This window comes from Dolichospermum compactum NIES-806 (assembly GCF_002368115.1).
GTDB lineage: Bacteria > Cyanobacteriota > Cyanobacteriia > Cyanobacteriales > Nostocaceae > Dolichospermum > Dolichospermum compactum.
In genome coordinates this window covers 4,235,296-4,256,048 of the sequence record NZ_AP018316.1, presented here as the reverse complement: position 1 = coordinate 4,256,048, position 20,753 = coordinate 4,235,296, and the positions used below count along the sequence as shown (strand labels likewise).

The following is a 20,753-nucleotide window of genomic DNA, read 5'->3' as shown; positions in this document are numbered from 1 at the left end:
ACGAATTCTTCCTGAGTCGCACCATCAAACAACTAAAAATCCACACTCTAGATCAACAATGTGCAAACTTTAACTATACAGAATACCCCCAGAATCTAAAGAAACCATTCCTCAAGCATTATCGGATATCATGACACCAGCAGTTGGGAGTGGAGGAAGATTAGTACATTTACCCAACAGTACACTACTGGGAGTGTGTTCAAAAGTCAATAGGGATATGGCGTGCGATTCGTTGTTAGCTGAATCACGAACCACAGAGACACAGAGGACACGGAGAAAAGAGAATTAATTACTTGAAATGTTTAATGTGGAGTCTGCACTGCGTCCAAATTCTTCTGGTGCATATTGAAGATGTGCTTCCGCACCAGGCCAAATGAATGTTCCGGGAGTCACGGAACGGACTAAATAATGTAAACTGTAAACTCCTGGTTCGAGATGATTTGCATAGGAAATTATACGATCTTTATAGATAGTTTTATATCCTAATTGCCAATTATCGGCCTTTGCTTGTAATGCTGGTGTCGCAGTTTGAAAACTATCATCTACTGCTTCAAAACCTGCGGGTAATGGATCTTTGATGACTACATGATCTACAGGATGATCTGTAATTACTTCTAAACCAATATCAAAAACTTGTCCAGGTTGTAGAGTTAAAGGTTTATCAAAAGCATACATTCCAATTTTTTGAATAGTTTTCTCTTCATTAACTTTACTAATTTCTCGCGTTACTCGTAACCCGTTAAATCTTCCTGGTTGATTTCCTTGTAAACGATAGTTGTAAGCTACTAAATAATGTAATCTACCTCTTCCAGATTTTTGTAACCATAAATCACGTTTACCTTGAGGTAATTGATTCATGGGAATATTTATTTGTAAGTTAGGATTTTGATAACCATTAAATCGAGTTTCTCCTAATTTCTGATTTGCTAATTTTACCGTAGTCATAAAATTAGGTGGTGTGGGTTGGAGTTGGCTATATTCCACTAAAGCTGTGAGGGCTTGGGCGTTATTATAACTAGATTCCCATGTGCCATATCTGCGTAAATTTAGCAGACTTTGCAGTAATTTGTCAATGATTTCTGGGTTGGTTTTTTGATCAATAAATAACTGTAAAGCTTGGGCTTGGGTAACAGTATTTGAACTCATCCAACTCCAAGTTTTGGGTAAGTTTACAACTGCGGTACGTCCAGTTTCATAGATATTCTTTTGGAACTCCAACCGCATGATTTGGGCTTGATTTTGCCATTCAGGAAATTGATATAGATATCTGGCTAATTTGATTTGAGTAACTAGATCAAAATTATCACGTTGTTGATAAATATCTGATAAGAAACTATTGCGTTTATCGCCTAATTGTGCTAAGGCAATTAAAGAATTTAGTTGCAGTTGAGATTTACAAAGTTTCTGTTTACAAAAGTCGTATTGTCCAGGGTTAGCGAGAACATTTTGTAAATAAGTTCTCAGACTAGAGATAATTTTACTATCAACTACACCAGGAAAGCTTTGATTAGCTATAACTAAAGATTCTCCAGCATAAGTAGAAACCCAAGGATCTGATTTTTCTTGTCCTGGAAATGCTGCAAAACCACCATCTGCTATTTGCAATTTTTGTAATTGTGCAATTGCTAATTTTGCTTGTTGTTGAGGATTAAATTCTGCAAATGTCTGATTATATTTTTGGGTGAGAGTTTGCAGATTTGCAGCAATTAATAATTGACTTGCGGCTGGTTCTGCAAATGGTAAATCATTATTTTCTAAAACTTGTTTTGCAGGGGCTTTAATTGCGGGAATTAAGGTACTGGCTAATTGAATATCTAAACCTCCGGCTTCACGAAAGGTATTTTTAGCAATATTCAAGGGAATTTTTACCTGTCTTTCACTTACACCAGTTTCCACAACTTGTTCGGTAATTTCTAAAGGTTTAATTTCCAAGGGGACAGTAAAACCATCAGCAATATTATTTAATTGGGTGGTAAATGTAACTTTACTTTCGCCCACATTACCCACTACCATGGGAAAACGATAAGCTTGGGTTGCTGACTCGGCTTTTGCTTGTAATGTCGTGGTTTTGGGGTTATTTTCGGCGAAGTTGAGAAAACCGCTAAGTTCACCATTAATATTCAGATTTCCGGTGTTGGTGGTGGTGTTGGTGACGGATAAACCTGCCAAAATGCGATCGCCAATCCGGGCAAATTGTGGCAAGATAGCATTAGTTATTAATGGCTTTGTGGTGATAAATGTTGCGTCACTATTCCCAAACCGCAAATTTCCATCTGTAGCCACCACCATTATTCGCCAAGTTGTTAAATTATCGGGTAATTTAAAGCTGATTTTCGCCTTACCATTTTCATCACTAATTACAGCACCATTGTAATAAGCTAAAGCTTGAAAATCTTCACGAATCCGAGTATTTGCTAAAGCATTGGATAAACCTCCACCATAACCCCAACCTTTAGGTAAAATTTGCGGTAATGGTGCTAATTTAACATCACGACGATTATCACTAAATCGGGTAGAAATTGATTGTTCCGCATAAACAGTATCTACCAAATTTGGCGGACGATAACCAGTTAGTTGTAACACCGCTTCATTTACCACCATGACAGTAAATTGTCCTTTGGTGGCGTTTCCTTGATCATCTTTTAATTCCAGTTCTACAGTTTCTTCTTTTCCAGGTTCTAAAGATTTTTCAACTGGGTTAATTTGTACCTTTAAATATTTATCTTCTAAGTTAACTTTAAAAGCTGCAAAACCAATTCTGGCTAAATTTTCTAAACTTCCCGGTTCTACTTGATTAAGTGGTTTACCTTGTCTAACTAATACCGCTTCTACTGCTGCATTAGGTAACATTTCTGGCGTAATTGGAAACTGAATTTGGGGCGCACCTCCTTTAATTTTAACCACTTGTTGATAGAGAGGTTTATCTTTAATGACTGCAAAATATAATTCTCCTTCTGGGTAAGGAGATTGAATTAAAGCTGTAGCAGTATCTCCAGGTTTAAATTCTTTTTTATTTAATTTTACTTCTAATTTATCTTTTTCTTCTTCACCCCAAAATACTTGATTTTCTCCTGTCACCCAAATTTGTAAATCTGTAGCTGTAATCTCATCTCGACTATCACTAAAATTAGCGCGAATGCGATATGAACCTGATACTGTAGGTTTCAAATTGACTGTTTGGGGAATATTCGTAGATGTAATATCTGTTTTCCCAACTGTCTGATATTCAACTTGATTTTGTGGAGTTTTACTACCTTCAACAATTTTGGTAACGCTGCTATATTTCATCTGTTGTAATTCCAGATGTATTCTTTGATTTTCTAGAGGTTTTCCCGTTGCGTCCGTAACAATAAACTCTACAGGAAAATCCTTACCAGCGTCAGCGACAAAATTACTTTTTAAACCAATCAGTCTATTATTAGGTAAAGCGGTAAAAGTTTGGGAATTAGCAACTGATAAATTAGAAACATCACTAATTTGCACATCTACCCGATAAGTCATGGGGTAGGGTAAATCTTTAGCTACAGTTACAGTTTGATTACTTTTCCCATTAGGATCTAATTTAGTGTTAGTTTGTAAGACATCATTAGGAACATTCGGACTTTCTTCTGGCCAAAACCATTGTCTCCCAAAACTAAATTCTTCCCAACCTTTAGGGATAAAATTAGTCTGTTGACGAGTAACAAAATATTTAGCTTCTCCTCCTTCCACTGGGGAACCAAATAAATAATTACTTCCTACTTGCACATCAATTTTGTCATCAATTACTGCAAATTCTTTATTTAGCTGTAAATCAACTTTAAAATTGGGAGGTTTAAATTCCGCTACCCGAAACTCTCCAGAAATTTCTTGTCCCTTGTTACCTTTAGCTTTGATAGTATAAAATCCTAAAGGCTGATTTTTAGGAATTGGTAACTCTAAAGAAAATGTACTAAATTCATTAGTGGTTTTTGTGCCTAAATCTGTATTCTTGCCATTAGTATTGACTAAAGTTACTTGATAAACGGAATTTTTATCTTCCTGGATTTTCCCATTTTCTAAATAATCTGCAAAAGCAGTAAAGACAGCTTTTTCTCCAGGTTGATATAACTGTCTATCAGAAAAGATAACCCCTCTTGATTCTGGCTTCTCAGCTTCCCAACCAGCATCAATTCCATAACCATAAGCACCAGTATATTCTTCCGTTCTGGCAAATGCCCAGTCTTGATTTTCACTAGCAACTACTAATAATTGTGGTAAACTAGATGGCAATTTGGGATAACATTGTGTTAATTGATTATTCTCAATAATTAAAATTCCCTTATCATCAGTTTTTCCAGTTGCACAGGGTACAGGTTGAGGACGAGATTTATCCGCTAATTTTGATTGATAAATTTGAATATTTGCTGCTTTAACTGGTGAACCATCACTCAGATGATGAACCCGAATTAAACCCGATTCTGGAAACCATTGAGAAAATAGTCCTAAATTGGTTAATTGTACCATGCCATAAGTTGTTGGTTCTTTCCACAATTGTTTACCATCTTCTTGATATTGATGAGTTCTTGCTTGCACTCCATAAGCTAACATTCCCTGACGATTACCTAATTTTTCCTTCAGAGGAACATTGATAGTTAGGGATTGATTTTTCTTGCTGCTAATTTTAAAATCTTGCCATTTAGCAGGTTCGGGTAATAAATCATTAGCACTATTTGTATAAACCAAATCTGTAGGTTTAACAATGCGATAAGCTGCTTGATATTTTGACTCTGGTAAATTAATGGTATCAATATTAATTTGTAAATCTTTATCTGTAGGAAAAATATTCAAATCTGATGGTACAGAAATATTCCCAGCTATATCACCTGTCTCATATTTAATTGTGACTGGTTTATTTAAAGTTTGTCCAAATTTATCTTTGATATTTTTCTCAATATTAATTGTATAAGTAGTAGCTGGTTGTAAAGCATAAGGATTAATGCTGACAATTCTATCTGCTTCCGAAATTTGCAGTACACTATCAATATTTTTTGGTGTTGGCTTAATTTTAATATTTTCCTTAACGGAATCTGCTAATAAAATGTTATTAAATTCTAACTGAGGACTACCTTTAGTAAATCTCCCATAAGTTCCCCCATAATCTGGTTCTCCATAGGGTTTAATTCCCACAAATCCTAAAGGTGAATAAGTTGCTAATTTACTGACAAATTCTTTCTGACTGGGTAAATTACCATTAGCAGGAAGAATACCAAGAGAAAAAGTTAAACGGTAAGAAGTAGCTTTCTCTAAATTTTGCCCAGGAATAAGATTATAAACCCAATTTCGGACTGAAGGGTCAAATTTTTCAAAAGGATCTAAACTTTCTGGTGTTTCTTCCTTCGCTAATTCCACCTTAAAACCCACACCTTGGGTTTTACCTTCAGGAATTAACTGTAAATGCTTTTGGACAGAATCTAAATCTAATTCTAAATTAGAGGTAAATTGCAACTTTGGTTGTAAATCAATGGGTTCAACTACAGCTTTTTCAATGGGATTCACTCCAGGTAAATTAGTAATTTGAATAGGTTCAGTATTAAAAGTCCAAGCCAAATCTTGATTTAAGCGATGATTTTTTAAATCTGCTAAACCCGCTTTGAGAGTAACCTTAACTCGCGTTGCTTCCGGTATAGCTTTATCAGCTTGAAAACCCACCATACGCGGAGTTAAAAAGCGAAATTGTCCAGGTAAAGGAGGCCAAATTGCAAATTTAGTTAATAAATTTTGCTGTTGGGGACTATCAAGAATTTCAACAGGAATTAAAGCTTCCTGAAAGCGAATACGAATTTGACTGGTAGGTTTTGCATCTCCTAAAGGACTGATTTTTTCTATCCAATCTGGTAACTTTGGCGTTATTAATGACTCAACAGGTGGTAATTTTTCCTTACCTGGTTGAATAGTCATAAAATTGCAACCCGTTATTCCAAATACGAGAGTGATAACAAACAGGAACTTAAAGATTTTTCTAATTATCATATTAAATAAATGCAAAAAATATCAAAAGCAATTAGCTACAGTGAATAAAGCAATCCAAAATAAAATGTCAACATTTCTCTTTCTCTGTGTTCTCTGTGCCTCTGTGGTTAGATTAAAAAAACCTCATTTCTAGTAGGTTAGGTTGACGTATGTTACCCAACATTATCAATACTTTTGTTGGGTTGCGCTGTCGCTTAACCCAACCTACTTGTTTCTTACTTGAACGGTATTGGTATATAGATAACTAATCTAGCCTGACAATTTCCCAAAAAGCATACAATTCTTAACATTATGATGAAATTAACCACTCATCTCATAAAAACTCTGACTCTCAGAGTCTTAGCAACTCTTCATGAGATAAAATCATCCAAATTTAAACTAAATCGCCACTACAAACTGAATAAAATTATTTTCTCCTTCATATTAATCTGTTTATTAATCAGATTATGCCCTTATTTTGTCCCTATTCATAGTATAGATATTGCCCAGCATCAATTAGCAATAGAGTTTACAGATCGTAATAATTTACCATTAGGAACTGTATTAACTACCGATCAAGAAAATACCTCAGTTGTCAACTTAAATCAAGTTTCACCTCAATTTATCAACGCAATTTTAGCCGCTGAAGATGCTCATTTTTATCAACATGGGGCGTTAGATATAAAAGCAATTTTTCGAGCAATAAAAATAGCAATTGAGAATAAAAAAATTGTTTCCGGTGCTTCCACAATTACCATGCAATTGGCGAGAATGCTGGATAATTCACCTCGGACAATGACTGCAAAATTAAAAGAGGTTTGGTTATCTTGGCGATTAGCTGCGGGAATGAGTAAAGATGAAATTTTAGCTGCTTATATTAATCGTTTACCTATGGGGGGAAATATTTATGGTGTGGAAGCTGCGGCACGAATTTACTTTTCTATTCCTGCTAGTGATTTAAACTTAGCCCAAGCTTCTATTTTAGCAGCAATTCCTAATAATCCCACTTATTTTAATCCTTATCAATATCAAAAAAGATTACAGCAACGACAGAAATATGTTTTAAACAGAATGGTACAGGAAAAATATATTTCTGATGCAGACGCGCAACTTATATATCAGGAGAAAGTGATATTTCAAACCCGTCAAAAAGGAATCATTACTGCACCACATTTTTTATTTTGGTTAGCAACAAAAAACAATACACCTAATACAGAATCATCACCTATTCGCACGACAATAAATCGCCCTTTACAGCAATTTGTGGAAGCACAAGTACAACAAGTAATTTCTTCTTTAAAGGCGAATAATGTCCATGATGCAGCAGTGGTGATAATTGACAACTCCTCTGGGGAGGTTTTAAGTTATGTTGGTTCGCCTGATTATTTTAATGATGTGAAATTAGGACGAAATGATGGAGTTCAAGCGTTGCGTCAACCAGGTTCTACCTTAAAGCCATTTGTTTATGAATTAGCTTTAGAAAAAGGAGTAATTAGTCCTCATACTATTTTGCCAGATGTGCCGACTCATTATGCAATTCCCGGAGCAAAATTATATAGTCCTACAGATTATACTAATAACTTCCTTGGTCCTGTCAGAGTCAGAGTTGCTTTGGCAAATTCTTTAAATGTACCTGCGGTAAAAGTATTAGAAAAGGTAGGTGTAGAAACTTTCTTAAATCGGCTGCATGAGTTGGGTTTTGCACATCTAAATCAAGGTGCTGAATATTACGGTTTAGGATTGACTTTGGGTAGTGGTGAGGTGAATTTGTGGGAACTGGCTAGGGCTTATTTAACTATGGCTAATATGGGAAAAATTACACCATTAGTAACTACATTAAACAGTTCTCCAATTGCCAATTCTCAATCTTTAGTTTCCGATAATTGGCAATTAATTATTGATATGTTGAGCGATCGCTATGCCCGATCAACAGCTTTTGGTGTAGACTCAGTGTTAAATTTGCCCTTTCCCGTCGCTGTCAAAACAGGTACTTCTTCAAATTATCGTGATACCTGGACAGTTGGCTTTAGCAGTAATTATACTGTGGCTACTTGGGTAGGTAATTTCAACGGTGAACCCATGCGTCAAGTTTCCGGTGTCACAGGGGCTGCACCTTTGTGGAACAGAATCATGTTACATCTGCATGAACATCAAACCCCCGCTGATTTTCCACCTCCAACAAACATGGTAAAATTGCCAATCTGTGCCACTACAGGGTTAAAACCTACACCTAGCTGTACTTCCGTAGTTCAAGAATATTTTTCTGTAAAAGATAAAATTGCATATCAAAAATCTACGGATTTCCATTTATCACCTGTGTATGATCAATGGTTAGCAAAACAGCCACAATTGCATTTTAATCCTAATAATTTCCGAATTATCTCTCCTCGTAATGGGGATTTATTTCTGCTGTATCCATCTGAAGAAGGACAGCAAAAAATAGAATTCAAAGCTAGTGGAACATTAAATCAGTCTATAGACTGGTGGCTAAATGATCAACATTTATCTACACAATCAACCAATGCGATATTTTGGCATCTACGCCCTGGTAATTGGAAGCTAGAAGCTAGAATTGGTAAGCTACATGACCAAATAAACTTTCAAGTAAAGTTAGGGAATATCCAACCGAGAAAACAAGGGTTTTCTGTAGCAAATCCTACTAAATTATAGAATGTTAGAGATTGATGAATTTTCAATAATAAACTCAATATTTTGTCCGGGATTTGATAAATCAAATTCGATAATGTAAATAAGGTTAAAAGTTTTAAGGAACTGAAAATAGCCATGAAAAATACACAAGAAACTAAGTCTGCGAAAAAGAAACAGTCGTTTCCTCCTGTTGATATTGGGACTCCTAAAGTACCAGTCCGCAAAACTAAAGCGAAAAATCAACAGTCTGAATCACTCAGCGACTGGGAACACGCAAGTTAATTAAATAGTAAATTGCTGTGCATTTAACTTGAATATTGACTAGATATTTAATACCTTATTTATCGCTATAATTACTCAATTAAACCCGCAATGATATTAATACTCATGGCGACAATTGCGGTATTAAAGAAAAAGGAGAGAATACTATGGCGTAAAGCTAATCGTCTCAGGGATTGCGAGGTAATTTGAACATCGGAAACTTGACTAGTCATCCCAATCACAAAAGAGAAGTAGAGAAAATCCCAGTTTTGCGTTTATTGATGCTGCTGTACTTATTGAATTTTCCATGCCATCAAACCAATCAGTACCAGCAGACCTAATGCTCTCCGATTGTGATTATACAATCCGTCTTCCTATAAATAAGTTATAGACAATGCCAATTAGTGCCAAAACTAAAAGCAGGTGGATTAAGCTACCACCAAGGTGAATTGAGAATCCTAACAACCAAAGAAGGAAAAGTACAACAACGCCAGTCCAAATCAGATTCAACATATTTTCCTTGCCTATTTAGATAGAAGTGATAAAAACTTAGTCAGAATGAAAGATGGTTATCTCCCCAAAAGTAGATATTTTAATGTTTATCAATAAAGCAAGAAGACATGGCTGATAAAGAACTAATTTATAAACTTTATTGAAAAATGGTTGCTTGTTTAGGCTACCTTTTCATAATAAAATGAAAATATTTTAATATCGTCTATAATTAGACATACATCAATGGATTGTAAAGAATAATTAGTATGAGTATTGGCTTACTCCACCCTAATTATTGGCTCTTTGGTACTTGTTATGCTAAATTAGCAGTCGGTAAAAGGGAACGATGATTTGGATGATGGCATAAAAAAATAAATACCATCTCATCAAAAAAATCATAGCTCAGACCATGTTACAATTTTATAATTGGTAGAAAATCAGGGTTATAAAAATGCAAAGTGGCGACCAAAATCTGATTATTTTGATGATTTATATACTTACCGTCTATTGGACATTTAATCGCATGATTGAATCTATAGACGATATAGTAAAAGTTGATTTCCAAAAAGGTGCTGTTGATGATCAATTGAAAGAACAAAATCTCCAAGACACTGTAGATATTTCCTTCAAAACAGGTACTTATGGTTTGGATAAAGTAGAAACTGATCTGAAAGAGTTATCAATGAGTATTGAAAATAAATCAGATAGTATTGCCATATATGTTGATTGGGATAATAGTTCTTTCGTGGTTGAACATACCAAGCAATCTCGGAGAGTGATTCGCAAATCCCCAGATTTAACCCGCGATTTAGCCATACCTCAAGTGCCGACAATCATTGCTCCTAAAAAGACAATTTCTGAAAATGTCACCGCAGAAGATGTATTTCAAAGAGACAAAGAATCAGGAACATATAAACCAGCTTCGCCCTTAATTAATGTTGCTGCCATCAAAAAGAATGATAAACAAAAGAAGTTATACAAAGACTTTATAGATGGCAAAAAAAATTTAGAATTTTCATTACAAATTGTGCTGCGAATTTCGGAAATGCGAATCGGTATTGCGCCAGGAATGAATGTTCCTCCAGTGTCAATTATTAATTGTCCTTTTACGATTAAAAAGCTCCCTTGGACCTATGCGTTACCTTGGAATAAAAAGTGATCTATGAATATCCTCAACTTCTTGAAGAAGTCGGGGATCTGAATCTGGCGATTTTCAGGCAATCAAATGTAAAATAAATAAGGAAGAGAGTCGGCGTAGGCAGTTGCAGATTAGTCATTAAGACTGGTTTGAGGAAAGTCCGGGCTTCCGAAAGACCAAACTTGCTGGATAACGTCCAGTGCGAGCGATCGTGAGGATAGTGCCACAGAAAGATACCGCCAGTCAATTTATTGGTTGGTAAGGGTGCAAAGGTGCGGTAAGAGCGCACCAGCAGCGTCGAGAGGCGTTGGCTCGGTAAACCCCAGTTGGAAGCAAGGCCGGAGGAACTACGGTTGGTCTTTTACCAGTTCCGCTTGAAAAGAGCCGCTAGAGGTGTTTGGTAACAAACATCCCAGATAGATAACTGCCCTCGCAAGAGAACAGAACCCGGCTTACTACCGACTCTCTTTGAAAACGGACTTTGGATTTTATTTTCCATAGTTCGTTTTTTCAATTACTACAGAAAATGAGGGATACTGAAACATTTTAGCTAATGAAATTTTGAATAGAGCTATTCAACATTTCTGACATAATATATAGCTATAGTTATTAATATGGACAATAAAATGGACGAATTTACTAATTGTGAACATGATCAAGTTTTTAGAGGTAAATATGAAATGTGGTTTTTGTTAATCTTTTTAAGATTAATTTTAATAGACTCTAATAAAAGCAAATTGTTTATCAGCGAAAAATTAAGTTTCGCTTTTAATAATGACTATAGTAGTCCAAGTCCTATCCTTAGTAATGAACAAGCACTTAAAATATTTAGTGACCATGCTGAAACCCCTGAAAGTTTGAATATTTATTTAATGCAAGTGATAAAATAGTGTATTATATAGTATATGATTCTCTAGAACAGTAATTACTTACCAGTTCTAATTAAGAAACTGCAAAATATAAACTTAAAACCACTGTTTCTTATCCAAAATTATCAGCTATGCCTTTAAGTTGGAACGAAATCAAAAGTCGAGCGATCGCATTTTCTCAAGAATGGGAACATGAAACCTCAGAAGATGCCGAAGCTAAATCATTTTGGGATCGTTTTTTTCATGTTTTTGGTATTTCTCGGCGACGGGTGGCGACATTTGAACAATCTGTAAAAAAAGCCGATAATAAACAAGGTTTTATTGATTTACTCTGGAAAGGTGTAATTTTAGTAGAACATAAATCTAGGGGAAAAAGTCTAGATAAAGCTATGCAGCAAGCTAAAGATTATTTCCCTGGTTTAAAAGAACATGAATTACCAAAATATATTTTAGTTTCTGATTTCCAAAAGTTTAAACTCTACGACTTAGATACTAATATTACCACAGAATTTGAACTAAAAGATTTTATTAATCAGGTTCATTTATTCGGTTTTATGGCTGGTTATGAAAAACGCACCTATAAAGATGAAGATCCGGTCAATATACAAGCTGCTGAATTAATGGGGAAACTACATGATAAACTAGAAGCAGTTGGTTATCGAGGTCATGATTTAGAAGTCTATTTAGTCCGGTTACTCTTCTGTTTATTTGCTGATGATACAGGCATTTTTGATAAAGGTATTTTTTGGGAATATATTGATTTACATACTAAATCAGATGGTAGTGATTTAGCAATGCACATTGCTTCTATTTTTCATACATTAAATACACCACCGGAAAAAAGATTAACAAATTTAGATACTAATTTGGCTCAGTTTCCCTATGTGAATGGTAACTTATTTGCAGAGGTTTTACAACCGGCTGCTTTTGATAGCAAAATGCGGGAAATGTTTTTAGAAGCTTGTGGTTTTGACTGGGGTAAAATCTCACCGGCTATTTTTGGTTCGATGTTTCAAGCGGTCATGAATCCCAAGGAAAGACGAAATTTAGGCGCTCATTATACCTCGGAAAAAAATATTCAAAAGTTGATTAAACCTCTATTTTTAGATGATTTACATTTAGAGTTGGAAAAGGTCAAAAGTAATCGGGGTAAACTCCAAGAATTACATCAAAAAATCGCTAATCTTTATTTTCTTGATCCTGCTTGTGGTTGCGGTAATTTCTTAATTATCACTTATCGGGAATTGCGAGAGCTAGAGATTAAAATTTTGCAAGCATTGAATAAAAATGGACAGCAATTTATTAATATTCAAGATATTATTAAGGTTAATGTAGATCAATTTGCGGGTATTGAATATGATGAATTTGCGGTGCGTGTTGCTGAGGTGGCAATGTGGTTAATTGACCATCAAATGAATATTCAGGTTAGTCATGAATTTGGTCAATATTTTTTCAGAGTTCCTTTAACTAAATCTGCAAAAATTGTTCATGGTAATTCATTAAGAATTGATTGGGAAACCGTTGTAGAGAAGGAAAGCTTGAGTTTCATCTTAGGAAATCCCCCATTTGTTGGTAAACAGCTACAAAATGCAGAACAGAAAGCAGATATGCAATATGTTTGTAATAGTATAAAAAATTCAGGTGTTTTAGATTATGTAAGTGCTTGGTATATCAAAGCTGCTCAGTTGATACAAAATACAAATATTCGTTGTGCTTTTGTGAGTACAAATTCTATATCACAAGGTGAACAAGTTGGGATTATTTGGCAAGAGCTGTATAACAATTACAAAATAAAAATACATTTTGCACATCGTACTTTTAGTTGGAGTAATGAAGCTAAAGGTAATGCTGCTGTACATTGTGTAATTATTGGTTTTGGTTTAGAGGATATTGAAAGCAAGAGAGTTTTTGATTATTTAGATATTAAGGGTGAACCAACAGAGAGGAAAGTTAAAAATATTAATCCGTATTTAGCACCAGGAAATGATTTAGTTATCTTGAAGATAACTAAGCCTATTTTTAGTGTACCTGAAATGATCTATGGTAGTAAACCTACAGATGGAGGAAACCTGTTAATGACTGAGGAAGAAAAGATAGAATATGTCATTCAAGAACCATCTGGAGAAAAATTTATTAAACCATTTATTTCTGCTGATGAATTTCTTAATGGTAAAAAACGTTGGTGTTTTTGGCTTAAAGATATTCAACCTAATGAATTAAAAAAATTGCCATTATTATCCGATAGAGTCAGTAAAGTTAAAAAAATGAGATTATCAAGTACAAAACAATCAACGGTAAAATGGGCAGATTTTCCTACCTTGTTTACTGAAAATAGACAACCTGATAGTGATTATATAATTATTCCTCTACACTCATCTGAAAATAGAAAGTATATTCCCATCGGTCTATTTAACAAAGATAATATTGTTGCGAATAGTTGTAGTTGTATCCCTAATGCTACTGTCTATTTATTTGGTATTCTCACTTCAGAAATGCATATTACATGGGTAAAATATGTATGTGGAAGATTAGAAAGTCGTTTTCGTTATTCCAATACCATTGTTTATAATAACTATCCCTTTCCTGAAAACGTAAATGATAAGCAAAAACAGAAAGTAGAAATAGCCGCGCAAACAGTTTTAGACACAAGAGCAAAATATCCAGATAGTAGTTTAGCCGATTTGTATGATCCCCTAACTATGCCACCGGACTTAGTAAAGGCACATCAAATATTAGATAAAGCTGTAGATTTATGTTATCGTCCCCAACCATTTGTAAATGAATTGAATAGGATTGAGTTTTTGTTTAATTTATATGAAGCTTTAAATGCTCCCTTACTCAAACCAGAGAAAAAGAAAAGAGCAAAAAAACTAATTAATTGTTAGTATCAATTAGGTAAGGGTTTAGCATTGCTAAACCACTAGGAAAAATTTATCTGTATCATGATTTTTATCAAGTATTTCTATTTATACTTTATAATTTAATGCTAAGTTAATAGTTATTATCCCTTTGTTCCATACATACCTAATGTCCAGCGTTTATCCCCGCCGTCAACGGCAGCTTGAAAGTTTAGTCCAAAAGTTCGGTTTGTCAATCAATGCACCGATAAAGTGGCAATTATTGGACTTGGCACTAACTCATCCTACTGTCTCTGATACTGCCAATTATGAACAGCTAGAGTTCGTTGGCGATGCGGTGGTACGCTTAGTAGCGGCTGAAATATTATGGGAACATTATGCTGATTGTTCAGTTGGTGATTTTGCGGCTATTCGTTCAGTCTTAGTGAGCGATCGCATTCTCGCCCAACTAGCAAGAGAATATGGTTTAGAATTATATTTACTAGTAGCCGGTAGCGCCACCGCTGATCATGTTGGTCAAGAATCACGATTAGCAGACTCCTTTGAAGCCGTTCTAGGGGCGCTGTACCTGAGTACCAACAATCTTAACCTGATTCGTCCTTGGTTAGATCCCCATTTCCAACAACTAACCACAGAAATTCGCCTCGATCCTGCTAGACTTAATTATAAAGCCGCCTTGCAAGAATGGACTCAAGCACAATTCAAAGTCCTCCCAGAATATCGAGTTTTAGAAGTCAGTCAACCCCACCGCACCCATGAACGCTTCTTTGCTGAAGTTTGGCTACATGAAAAAATGTTAGGACAAGGCAAAGGACGCTCCATTAAAGCCGCTGAACAAGCCGCCGCCAAAGTTGCCTATTTAGCAATTAGCACCCCACTAAAAGATGAGTAATAATAACAACCAAAGTCGCAAAAACATCAATTAATAGCCGATGAGCAAAAACTTAATGATTTGTTATTAGTGAGAACTTGCAGTAATTTATTAAACTTTTTAGTTGTTAATAACCAATCATCACCACAGCACTTTGTTTTCTTAGATTTAATTAGCAATCAAGGAACAGTCCCCACAATGGGCTTATTATTAAAAATTGTCCTCATTTGTGGAAAAGTTAAACCATATTTAGAAAGAAAATTTGCAATTTTGTTTAACCACTATGAATCTTACACCACTCATACTGTTGGCTGGTTAGTGGGAACTTTGGAACAATTGAATATTGCTTTTAGTATTAATTTTCGTGGGATTGATTTATCATTCTTTAAGAGATTTTGTTAAAAATAAATAGGGCTTGCTGAGGTCTTGATAAATCTCTTGAACCCACATTCCGCACCCCCCGGTGTCACAATCGGTTTTTTCTGATTTTTATCCCCATTTAATGTTGTATTTTGTACCAAAACCAAGAAATATTGGTAGGCTATCGCTAAAACCAAATCTCCAAACGACCAATTTTCGTTGTGTGACAGTTTAGGGTGCGGAAGGTAGGCTTGAAAAGTTGAGAGATAGTACAATAGCATGAATTTAAGCTTTTATATATACATTAAAAAAGACAGAGATTTTCTCTGTCCTCAAAATATGGTGCTTAGAGTTTTAATGGCAAAATTTAGTAGCGATCGCGTCGTCCACCACCACCACCACGATCTTCTTTCGGTTTAGCTTTGTTAACCTTCAAGCTACGTCCCATCCATTCAGCGCCGTCAAGTGCTTCAATCGCGGCTGTTTCTTCTGCCTCTGTTCCCATTTCTACAAAGGCAAAACCTCTTTTCCGACCAGTTTCCCGATCAGTAGGTAGTTGAACTCTCTTAACAGTTCCATATTCTGCGAAAACCCCACTTAGGTCATTTTCTGTAACCTCATAGGATAAATTACCGACGTAAATTGACATTGAATAGCTCCGAAAATTAAAAAGTTGACTTGTTCCTTAACTACAATATCAGCACTCAGATAAAATCCGCTATAGGACTTAAAAAAGACACATATTGTGTCTATCTTGATAAAATTATGATTTATTGTGGATGTTAAAACTTAGTAACGGCGAGAATAGCCGCCTCCGTCACCCCCCCCGTCTTCCACCACCACCACCATCTGTTTTGGGTTTAGCTTTGTTAACCTTCAAGCTACGTCCCATCCATTCAGCGTTGTCAAGTGCAGCAATTGCGGCTTCTTCTTCCGCATCTGATTCCATTTCTACAAAGCCAAAACCTCTTACACGCCCAGTTTCCCGGTCAATAGGTAGTTGAACTTTTTTAACAGTTCCATATTCTGCAAATACCTGCTTGAGGTCTTCTTCTCTAACCTCATAGGATAAATTACCGACATAAATTGACATTGAATAGCTCCAGAAATTAAAAAGTGGATTTTTAGAAAATTAACAGGAGGAATGCCTCAACCATATAATACCCGTAATTAAGGTTTATTTTCTAATTGGGCATGGAAATTTATTTCATAAAAGCAGGATACAGATGCCGGATTGCTCGAATAAGTCCGGTATCTTAAGAAGATGTAGGAGAAGGGTGAGATTTTGTAATTGGCATCGAATAAGATTTTGGTAGTTTTAAATCAGCGAATTCACAGATAGAACTAAAAGCACAAAAACGACAATGGTTTCCGGGATTCGGGGGAAATATTTGACTGAAGTTGCTATTTTTAGCTTCATATTGTTGTAAATCTTCTTGATGTTGTTGGGCAATATTTGCTAACTCAGATTCTAAAGCTTTAAACTCACTATTACTAATAGTAATTAATTCCGATTTTTTGCCAACTTCCAAATTATAAAAAGAGGCAACTGCGGGTTTGCCAGGATAAAGATAACGGGCTGCAAGTAAATAAACTAATGCTTGTCTGTGGTCAAAGGCCGATCTACCAGTTTTAAAATCTAAAATATGTAAGGTGCTATCAGACTCAATAAATATACAGTCCATAGCGGCATATAAACGAAAGCAATAATCTTGTTTTTCAATCACAATCGGTTTAGGAAAACCTTCATCACCGGAAGTTAATTCCAGAATCCTCTTACCTAATAATAAAGGGGCATTTTGATATTTTCTTAAAATTTGTAATACCCGATATTTAACTGTTTCATGAGTTTGACTCAATCCCAATAACCTCGCCACTTTTTCCACACCATCAACCTGAGTTAACCAATGAAGATGACGATGAAACTCATACACACCTTTTTGGGCAAGAATGCCAATGCGCTGGTGTGGTGTGGCTGTTGCCAATAAAGCCTTAACTTGTGGTTCATGTTGTCGCGCTTTAATAAATCCTCTTCTCATTTGGCAATGCCAATGTTCCTGTCCCCGGCTGGGGGCAAATAAAGACCAAAGGTGGTAACTAACAAAGGGTCTATCGGGGGTTGACATTGCTCATGTAGAGTGAGAGAAATTACCTTGGGGATACTTGCGGCTTAGTGGCTGTTCCACAGCTTTGCGGGATGCTTCCTAATAGTAAATAGCAATAATAATGCACGGGAGAGAGTGGCAATATGAGTAACCCTAGCAATTCCGGTAAGATAAAGTTTGGTACTGATGGATGGCGCGGAATTATTGCCGATGATTTTACTTTTCCCAATGTACGGAAAGTAACGAGAGCGATCGCTAGTTATCTAGAAACTGCCTATAGTAAGGACAAACCTGTTTTAATTGCCTACGATACACGGTTTTTAGCTGACGAGTTCGCCCGGACATCTGCCGCAGTTTTGGCGGATTTGGGCTGGAATGTGAAAATTACTGATCGGGATTGTCCCACCCCAGTAATTGCCTACAATGCGCGTCTTCTCAATTCCGCAGGGGCTTTGATGTTTACTGCTAGTCATAATCCTGCACCCTATTGTGGGATTAAATATATTCCTGATTATGCAGGTCCTGCAACTCCAGAAATTACTGATACTATTGTCGCCAACATAGAAACAGCATCGGATGAGTTACCTAGCAGTAACCCCTCTGGTTCAATTTCTACTTTTGATCCCAAGCCCGATTATCTAAATTTTATCTACACCTTGTTGGATGTGGAAAAAATTAAAAGTGCGAATTTAAAGGTCAAGTATGATGCCCTTTATTCTACTTCACGGGGATATTTAGATGAAGTCTTGCAACACTGTGGTTGTCAATTAGAAAGTTTCCACGATTGGCGGGATGTGCTGTTTGGTGGTGGTATGCCTGAACCCAAAGGGGAACAGTTAGTTGAGTTGGTGGCAGCAGTGAAGGCTGATCATGCGGATTTGGGTTTGGCTACCGATGGTGATAGCGATCGCTTTGGTATTGTTGATGAACAAGGCAATGTTCTCACTCCCAATACAGTGCTGTTAGTTCTAGCACGGCATTTGATTAAAAACAAGGGTAAGAGCGGTGCAATTGTTAGGACTGTGGCAACTACGCATTTATTAGATAATTTTGCTGCTAAGTATGGCTTGCAAATTTATGAAACTGCGGTAGGTTTTAAATACATTGGCGAGAAAATGCGAGAAACCGCCGTCTTGATTGGTGGAGAAGAATCCGGTGGTTTGAGTATCATTGGGCATATTCCCGAAAAAGATGGGGTTTTAGCAGATATGCTAGTAGCTGAGGCGATCGCTTATGAAGGTAAGCCTTTAAGTCAGTTGGTACAAGAAGCTATAACTGAAGCTGATGGACCCTTGTATAACAATCGCTTGGATTTACACCTCACGGAAGATCACAAAGTCGCAGTGATTGATTCTTATACCCAAAATCCGCCCTCAGAAGTGGCAGGAATTAAGGTGAAAGAGGTGGGCAGGAAAGATGGTATTAAACTGTATTTAGAAGAGGGTAGCTGGGTGTTGCTGCGTCCTTCTGGGACAGAACCTTTGGTGAGAGTGTACATGGAAACCAACTCACCGGAAAAACTTAGTCAGATTGCTAAATTCATGGAAGGTGAAATTGCTAAGTTAGGTTAGCGAATCAAGGAGTCAGGAGTCAGGAGTCAGAAAGAAGAAAAAGAGGAAGTTGGGTAGTTGTAATTTTTATTTCCCGCCCCCTGCCTGACAGGTGTAGGTTTTTTACATTCTGGTGAGGGCAAGACTTGGGCGACAAGGTGGACAAGATGACAAGGGAGGAAAACCCTACAGGATGATGTTTTTTGGCAACAATAACACACCGTTAAAAGACTATTGTGCGGATAAAATCTTCCTTGTCTACGTTCCCTCCAAGTCTTCCCAGTCTTGCCTTCACAGACAATATTAAAAACCTACCCTTGTGAGCCCCTGCCCCTGCCCCCTTGCCATAACAATAATTTTTCATATCCACCTACTTACTTAATATTTCTTAATATAAATATCTTGACCGAATTAGCATCAATTGATATATAATCACAAAAGACACAAATAAAAACTAACCAATAAGCCTTTTTGCTTACTGAATTAGGTTTTCGGGGTTATAGCGCAGTTGGTAGCGCACCTCAATGGCATTGAGGGGGTCAGCGGTTCGAATCCGCTTAGCTCCATGCAAATTATAATTAATCGAACAGAATTAATGACACAACTGATTTTTCTGTTAAGTAGGTGGGCGTTAAAAATTGTCGTTGGGGCAAGGGAACAGGGAACTCTTAACTGGGAACAGGAAGAGAGTTTTGAGTGATTTTACTTTTCTTCACATACCTTTAAATTTTTCTGTTCACCTACTTAACTCTCTCCACGAGTGAATTTAATTTCGTCCGACTGACTGGAAAATAAGACTCCTACCCTCAATTACAGGGTTTTCATAGTTACCAGAAAGCGATACCATGCCACTGAATTTTTTATCGGGAAAGATACCAAAAACTTGATAAGATATTGGCAATATAGCTGGTAAGTTAAAAAAGATGCCAAGCATAAACGTTGAAGTCCAATTATCTTCAGAACAACTGCTAAAAGCCGTTGAACAATTAACCCAACCAAATTTGGAGCAGTTTGTTTATCAACTTGTAGTTTTGCGTACTCATAAAAAAGCAGCTTGTTTGCTCAAGAATGAAGCACAATTATTTTTGCCGACACATCAAGATAGTATAGATAATGAAAAGTTCATAGATAAAAGAGAAATAGAAATATTAACAAATGAAGAATATCAAGCATTATTATATCTGGGAGAACAGATAGATAAACTACAAGCGCAACGTATAGAATACATGGCAGAACTAGCCAAAATACATGAGACATCTCCAAAAACTGTCAAAGTCTTTTGGTGAGTAACTTAGAAACCACAAATGCAAGTATTGGAAATTAGCCGTTATCAATGATAACATAGGGATTTGAGATATTTTTTGATAAAAACCAGGCAAAAAATGAACTTATATGCGTAAATTTTATCCCAGACCTATAGGATTCGTTGGTAATATGAGTGAGCCAATCCTTAATCTGACTAATCCACAAATTGTTAAAATTACTTGTTCATACTTTTGGGGATTTAATCTAAATCTTTCTTGGACAACTCGAAATATTTTCAAGGAACGAATTCGGTGTTCAACAAATATCCGGTTTGATGAAAACTTCTGATTTTCTTCTTTCTGGTTTTAATTAGGGATTTTTAAGT

13 protein-coding genes, 1 tRNA gene, 1 other RNA gene and 3 pseudogenes are annotated in these 20,753 nt (G+C 36.1%); 11 read left to right on the top strand and 7 right to left on the bottom strand.

Going from position 1 to position 20,753, the window contains the following annotated elements; translation table 11 throughout:
* Positions 1-285: 285 nt before the first annotated feature.
* Entirely contained in the window at positions 286-5,991 is a 5,706-nt protein-coding gene (locus tag CA730_RS19690; RefSeq protein ID WP_096669863.1) for an alpha-2-macroglobulin family protein, read from the bottom strand.
* Between the two features lie 294 nt (positions 5,992-6,285).
* Between CA730_RS19690 and pbpC the strand changes: the two genes are divergently transcribed.
* Both pbpC and CA730_RS25005 read left to right on the top strand, forming a co-directional pair.
* Positions 6,286-8,640, top strand: a complete 2,355-nt coding sequence (gene pbpC, locus CA730_RS19685; RefSeq protein ID WP_096669861.1) for a penicillin-binding protein 1C — start codon at positions 6,286-6,288, stop codon at positions 8,638-8,640.
* Positions 8,641-8,754: 114 nt separating this feature from the next.
* Positions 8,755-8,901, top strand: coding sequence for a hypothetical protein (locus CA730_RS25005; RefSeq protein WP_172891219.1), 147 nt, complete (start codon positions 8,755-8,757; stop codon positions 8,899-8,901).
* A 71-nt stretch (positions 8,902-8,972) separates the two neighbouring features.
* Here the strand turns inward: CA730_RS25005 and CA730_RS19680 are convergent.
* Both CA730_RS19680 and CA730_RS24655 read right to left on the bottom strand, forming a co-directional pair.
* Positions 8,973-9,137: pseudogene (locus CA730_RS19680) on the bottom strand (DUF1345 domain-containing protein); the annotation flags it as partial.
* Positions 9,138-9,237: 100 nt separating this feature from the next.
* Positions 9,238-9,393, bottom strand: coding sequence for a lmo0937 family membrane protein (locus CA730_RS24655; protein WP_172891218.1), 156 nt, complete (start codon positions 9,391-9,393; stop codon positions 9,238-9,240).
* Positions 9,394-9,823: 430 nt separating this feature from the next.
* Here CA730_RS24655 and CA730_RS19675 point away from each other — a divergent pair, with 430 nt between their 5' ends.
* The 6 genes from CA730_RS19675 (at position 9,824) to CA730_RS19650 (ending at position 15,510) form a co-directional block, all read left to right on the top strand.
* On the top strand, positions 9,824-10,531 hold the full coding sequence (locus tag CA730_RS19675) for a hypothetical protein (protein WP_096669859.1): 708 nt from the start codon (positions 9,824-9,826) through the stop codon (positions 10,529-10,531).
* Between the two features lie 86 nt (positions 10,532-10,617).
* Positions 10,618-10,980: RNase P RNA component class A (gene rnpB, locus CA730_RS19670), an RNA gene on the top strand.
* Positions 10,981-11,136: 156 nt separating this feature from the next.
* A complete protein-coding gene (locus CA730_RS19665) occupies positions 11,137-11,400 on the top strand; it encodes a hypothetical protein (protein ID WP_197705470.1) in 264 nt (87 codons plus the stop codon).
* 110 nt (positions 11,401-11,510) lie between these two features.
* Positions 11,511-14,264 (top strand): class I SAM-dependent DNA methyltransferase, encoded by a 2,754-nt coding sequence (locus tag CA730_RS19660; RefSeq protein WP_096669857.1) that lies wholly within the window; start codon positions 11,511-11,513, stop codon positions 14,262-14,264.
* Between the two features lie 142 nt (positions 14,265-14,406).
* Positions 14,407-15,129, top strand: coding sequence for a ribonuclease III (gene rnc / locus CA730_RS19655; RefSeq protein WP_096669855.1), 723 nt, complete (start codon positions 14,407-14,409; stop codon positions 15,127-15,129).
* Positions 15,130-15,198: 69 nt separating this feature from the next.
* Positions 15,199-15,510: a hypothetical protein gene (locus tag CA730_RS19650; RefSeq protein ID WP_330221275.1), complete on the top strand. Its 312-nt coding sequence runs from the start codon at positions 15,199-15,201 to the stop codon at positions 15,508-15,510.
* A 325-nt stretch (positions 15,511-15,835) separates the two neighbouring features.
* Here CA730_RS19650 and CA730_RS19640 read toward each other — a convergent pair whose 3' ends face one another.
* The 3 genes and pseudogenes from CA730_RS19640 to CA730_RS19630 form a co-directional block, all read right to left on the bottom strand.
* A complete protein-coding gene (locus CA730_RS19640) occupies positions 15,836-16,117 on the bottom strand; it encodes an RNA recognition motif domain-containing protein (RefSeq protein WP_096669851.1) in 282 nt (93 codons plus the stop codon).
* A 140-nt stretch (positions 16,118-16,257) separates the two neighbouring features.
* A pseudogene (locus CA730_RS19635) lies at positions 16,258-16,561 on the bottom strand (RNA recognition motif domain-containing protein).
* Between the two features lie 163 nt (positions 16,562-16,724).
* Entirely contained in the window at positions 16,725-17,594 is an 870-nt protein-coding gene (locus tag CA730_RS19630) for a PD-(D/E)XK nuclease family protein (RefSeq protein WP_096669847.1), read from the bottom strand.
* Between the two features lie 122 nt (positions 17,595-17,716).
* On the opposite strand from CA730_RS19630, the gene CA730_RS19625 reads away from it, so the two are divergent.
* The 3 genes from CA730_RS19625 to CA730_RS19615 all read left to right on the top strand — a co-directional run bounded on the left by CA730_RS19625 (position 17,717) and on the right by CA730_RS19615 (position 20,409).
* Complete coding sequence (locus CA730_RS19625; protein WP_096669845.1) at positions 17,717-19,144, top strand: phosphoglucomutase/phosphomannomutase family protein; 1,428 nt, start codon at positions 17,717-17,719, stop codon at positions 19,142-19,144.
* 472 nt (positions 19,145-19,616) lie between these two features.
* A tRNA-Ala gene (locus CA730_RS19620) sits at positions 19,617-19,689 on the top strand.
* Between the two features lie 357 nt (positions 19,690-20,046).
* The gene (locus CA730_RS19615; protein ID WP_096669843.1) at positions 20,047-20,409 is read left to right on the top strand and encodes an STAS/SEC14 domain-containing protein; all 363 of its coding nucleotides are present in this window, start codon (positions 20,047-20,049) and stop codon (positions 20,407-20,409) included.
* 117 nt (positions 20,410-20,526) lie between these two features.
* Here the strand turns inward: CA730_RS19615 and CA730_RS19610 are convergent.
* Positions 20,527-20,718: pseudogene (locus tag CA730_RS19610) on the bottom strand (transposase family protein); the annotation flags it as partial.
* Between the last annotated feature and the right edge of the window lie 35 nt (positions 20,719-20,753).

Coding starts and splice junctions, on each gene's coding strand:
- CA730_RS19640 (WP_096669851.1), bottom strand. CDS start 16,117: ATGTCAATTTACGTCGGTAATTTATCCTATGAGGTTACAGAAAATGAC.
- rnc (WP_096669855.1), top strand. CDS start 14,407: ATGTCCAGCGTTTATCCCCGCCGTCAACGGCAGCTTGAAAGTTTAGTC.
- CA730_RS25005 (WP_172891219.1), top strand. CDS start 8,755: ATGAAAAATACACAAGAAACTAAGTCTGCGAAAAAGAAACAGTCGTTT.
- CA730_RS19675 (WP_096669859.1), top strand. CDS start 9,824: ATGCAAAGTGGCGACCAAAATCTGATTATTTTGATGATTTATATACTT.
- CA730_RS19630 (WP_096669847.1), bottom strand. CDS start 17,594: ATGTCAACCCCCGATAGACCCTTTGTTAGTTACCACCTTTGGTCTTTA.
- CA730_RS19690 (WP_096669863.1), bottom strand. CDS start 5,991: ATGATAATTAGAAAAATCTTTAAGTTCCTGTTTGTTATCACTCTCGTA.
- CA730_RS19615 (WP_096669843.1), top strand. CDS start 20,047: ATGCCAAGCATAAACGTTGAAGTCCAATTATCTTCAGAACAACTGCTA.
- CA730_RS24655 (WP_172891218.1), bottom strand. CDS start 9,393: ATGTTGAATCTGATTTGGACTGGCGTTGTTGTACTTTTCCTTCTTTGG.
- CA730_RS19665 (WP_197705470.1), top strand. CDS start 11,137: ATGGACGAATTTACTAATTGTGAACATGATCAAGTTTTTAGAGGTAAA.
- CA730_RS19625 (WP_096669845.1), top strand. CDS start 17,717: ATGAGTAACCCTAGCAATTCCGGTAAGATAAAGTTTGGTACTGATGGA.
- pbpC (WP_096669861.1), top strand. CDS start 6,286: ATGAAATTAACCACTCATCTCATAAAAACTCTGACTCTCAGAGTCTTA.
- CA730_RS19660 (WP_096669857.1), top strand. CDS start 11,511: ATGCCTTTAAGTTGGAACGAAATCAAAAGTCGAGCGATCGCATTTTCT.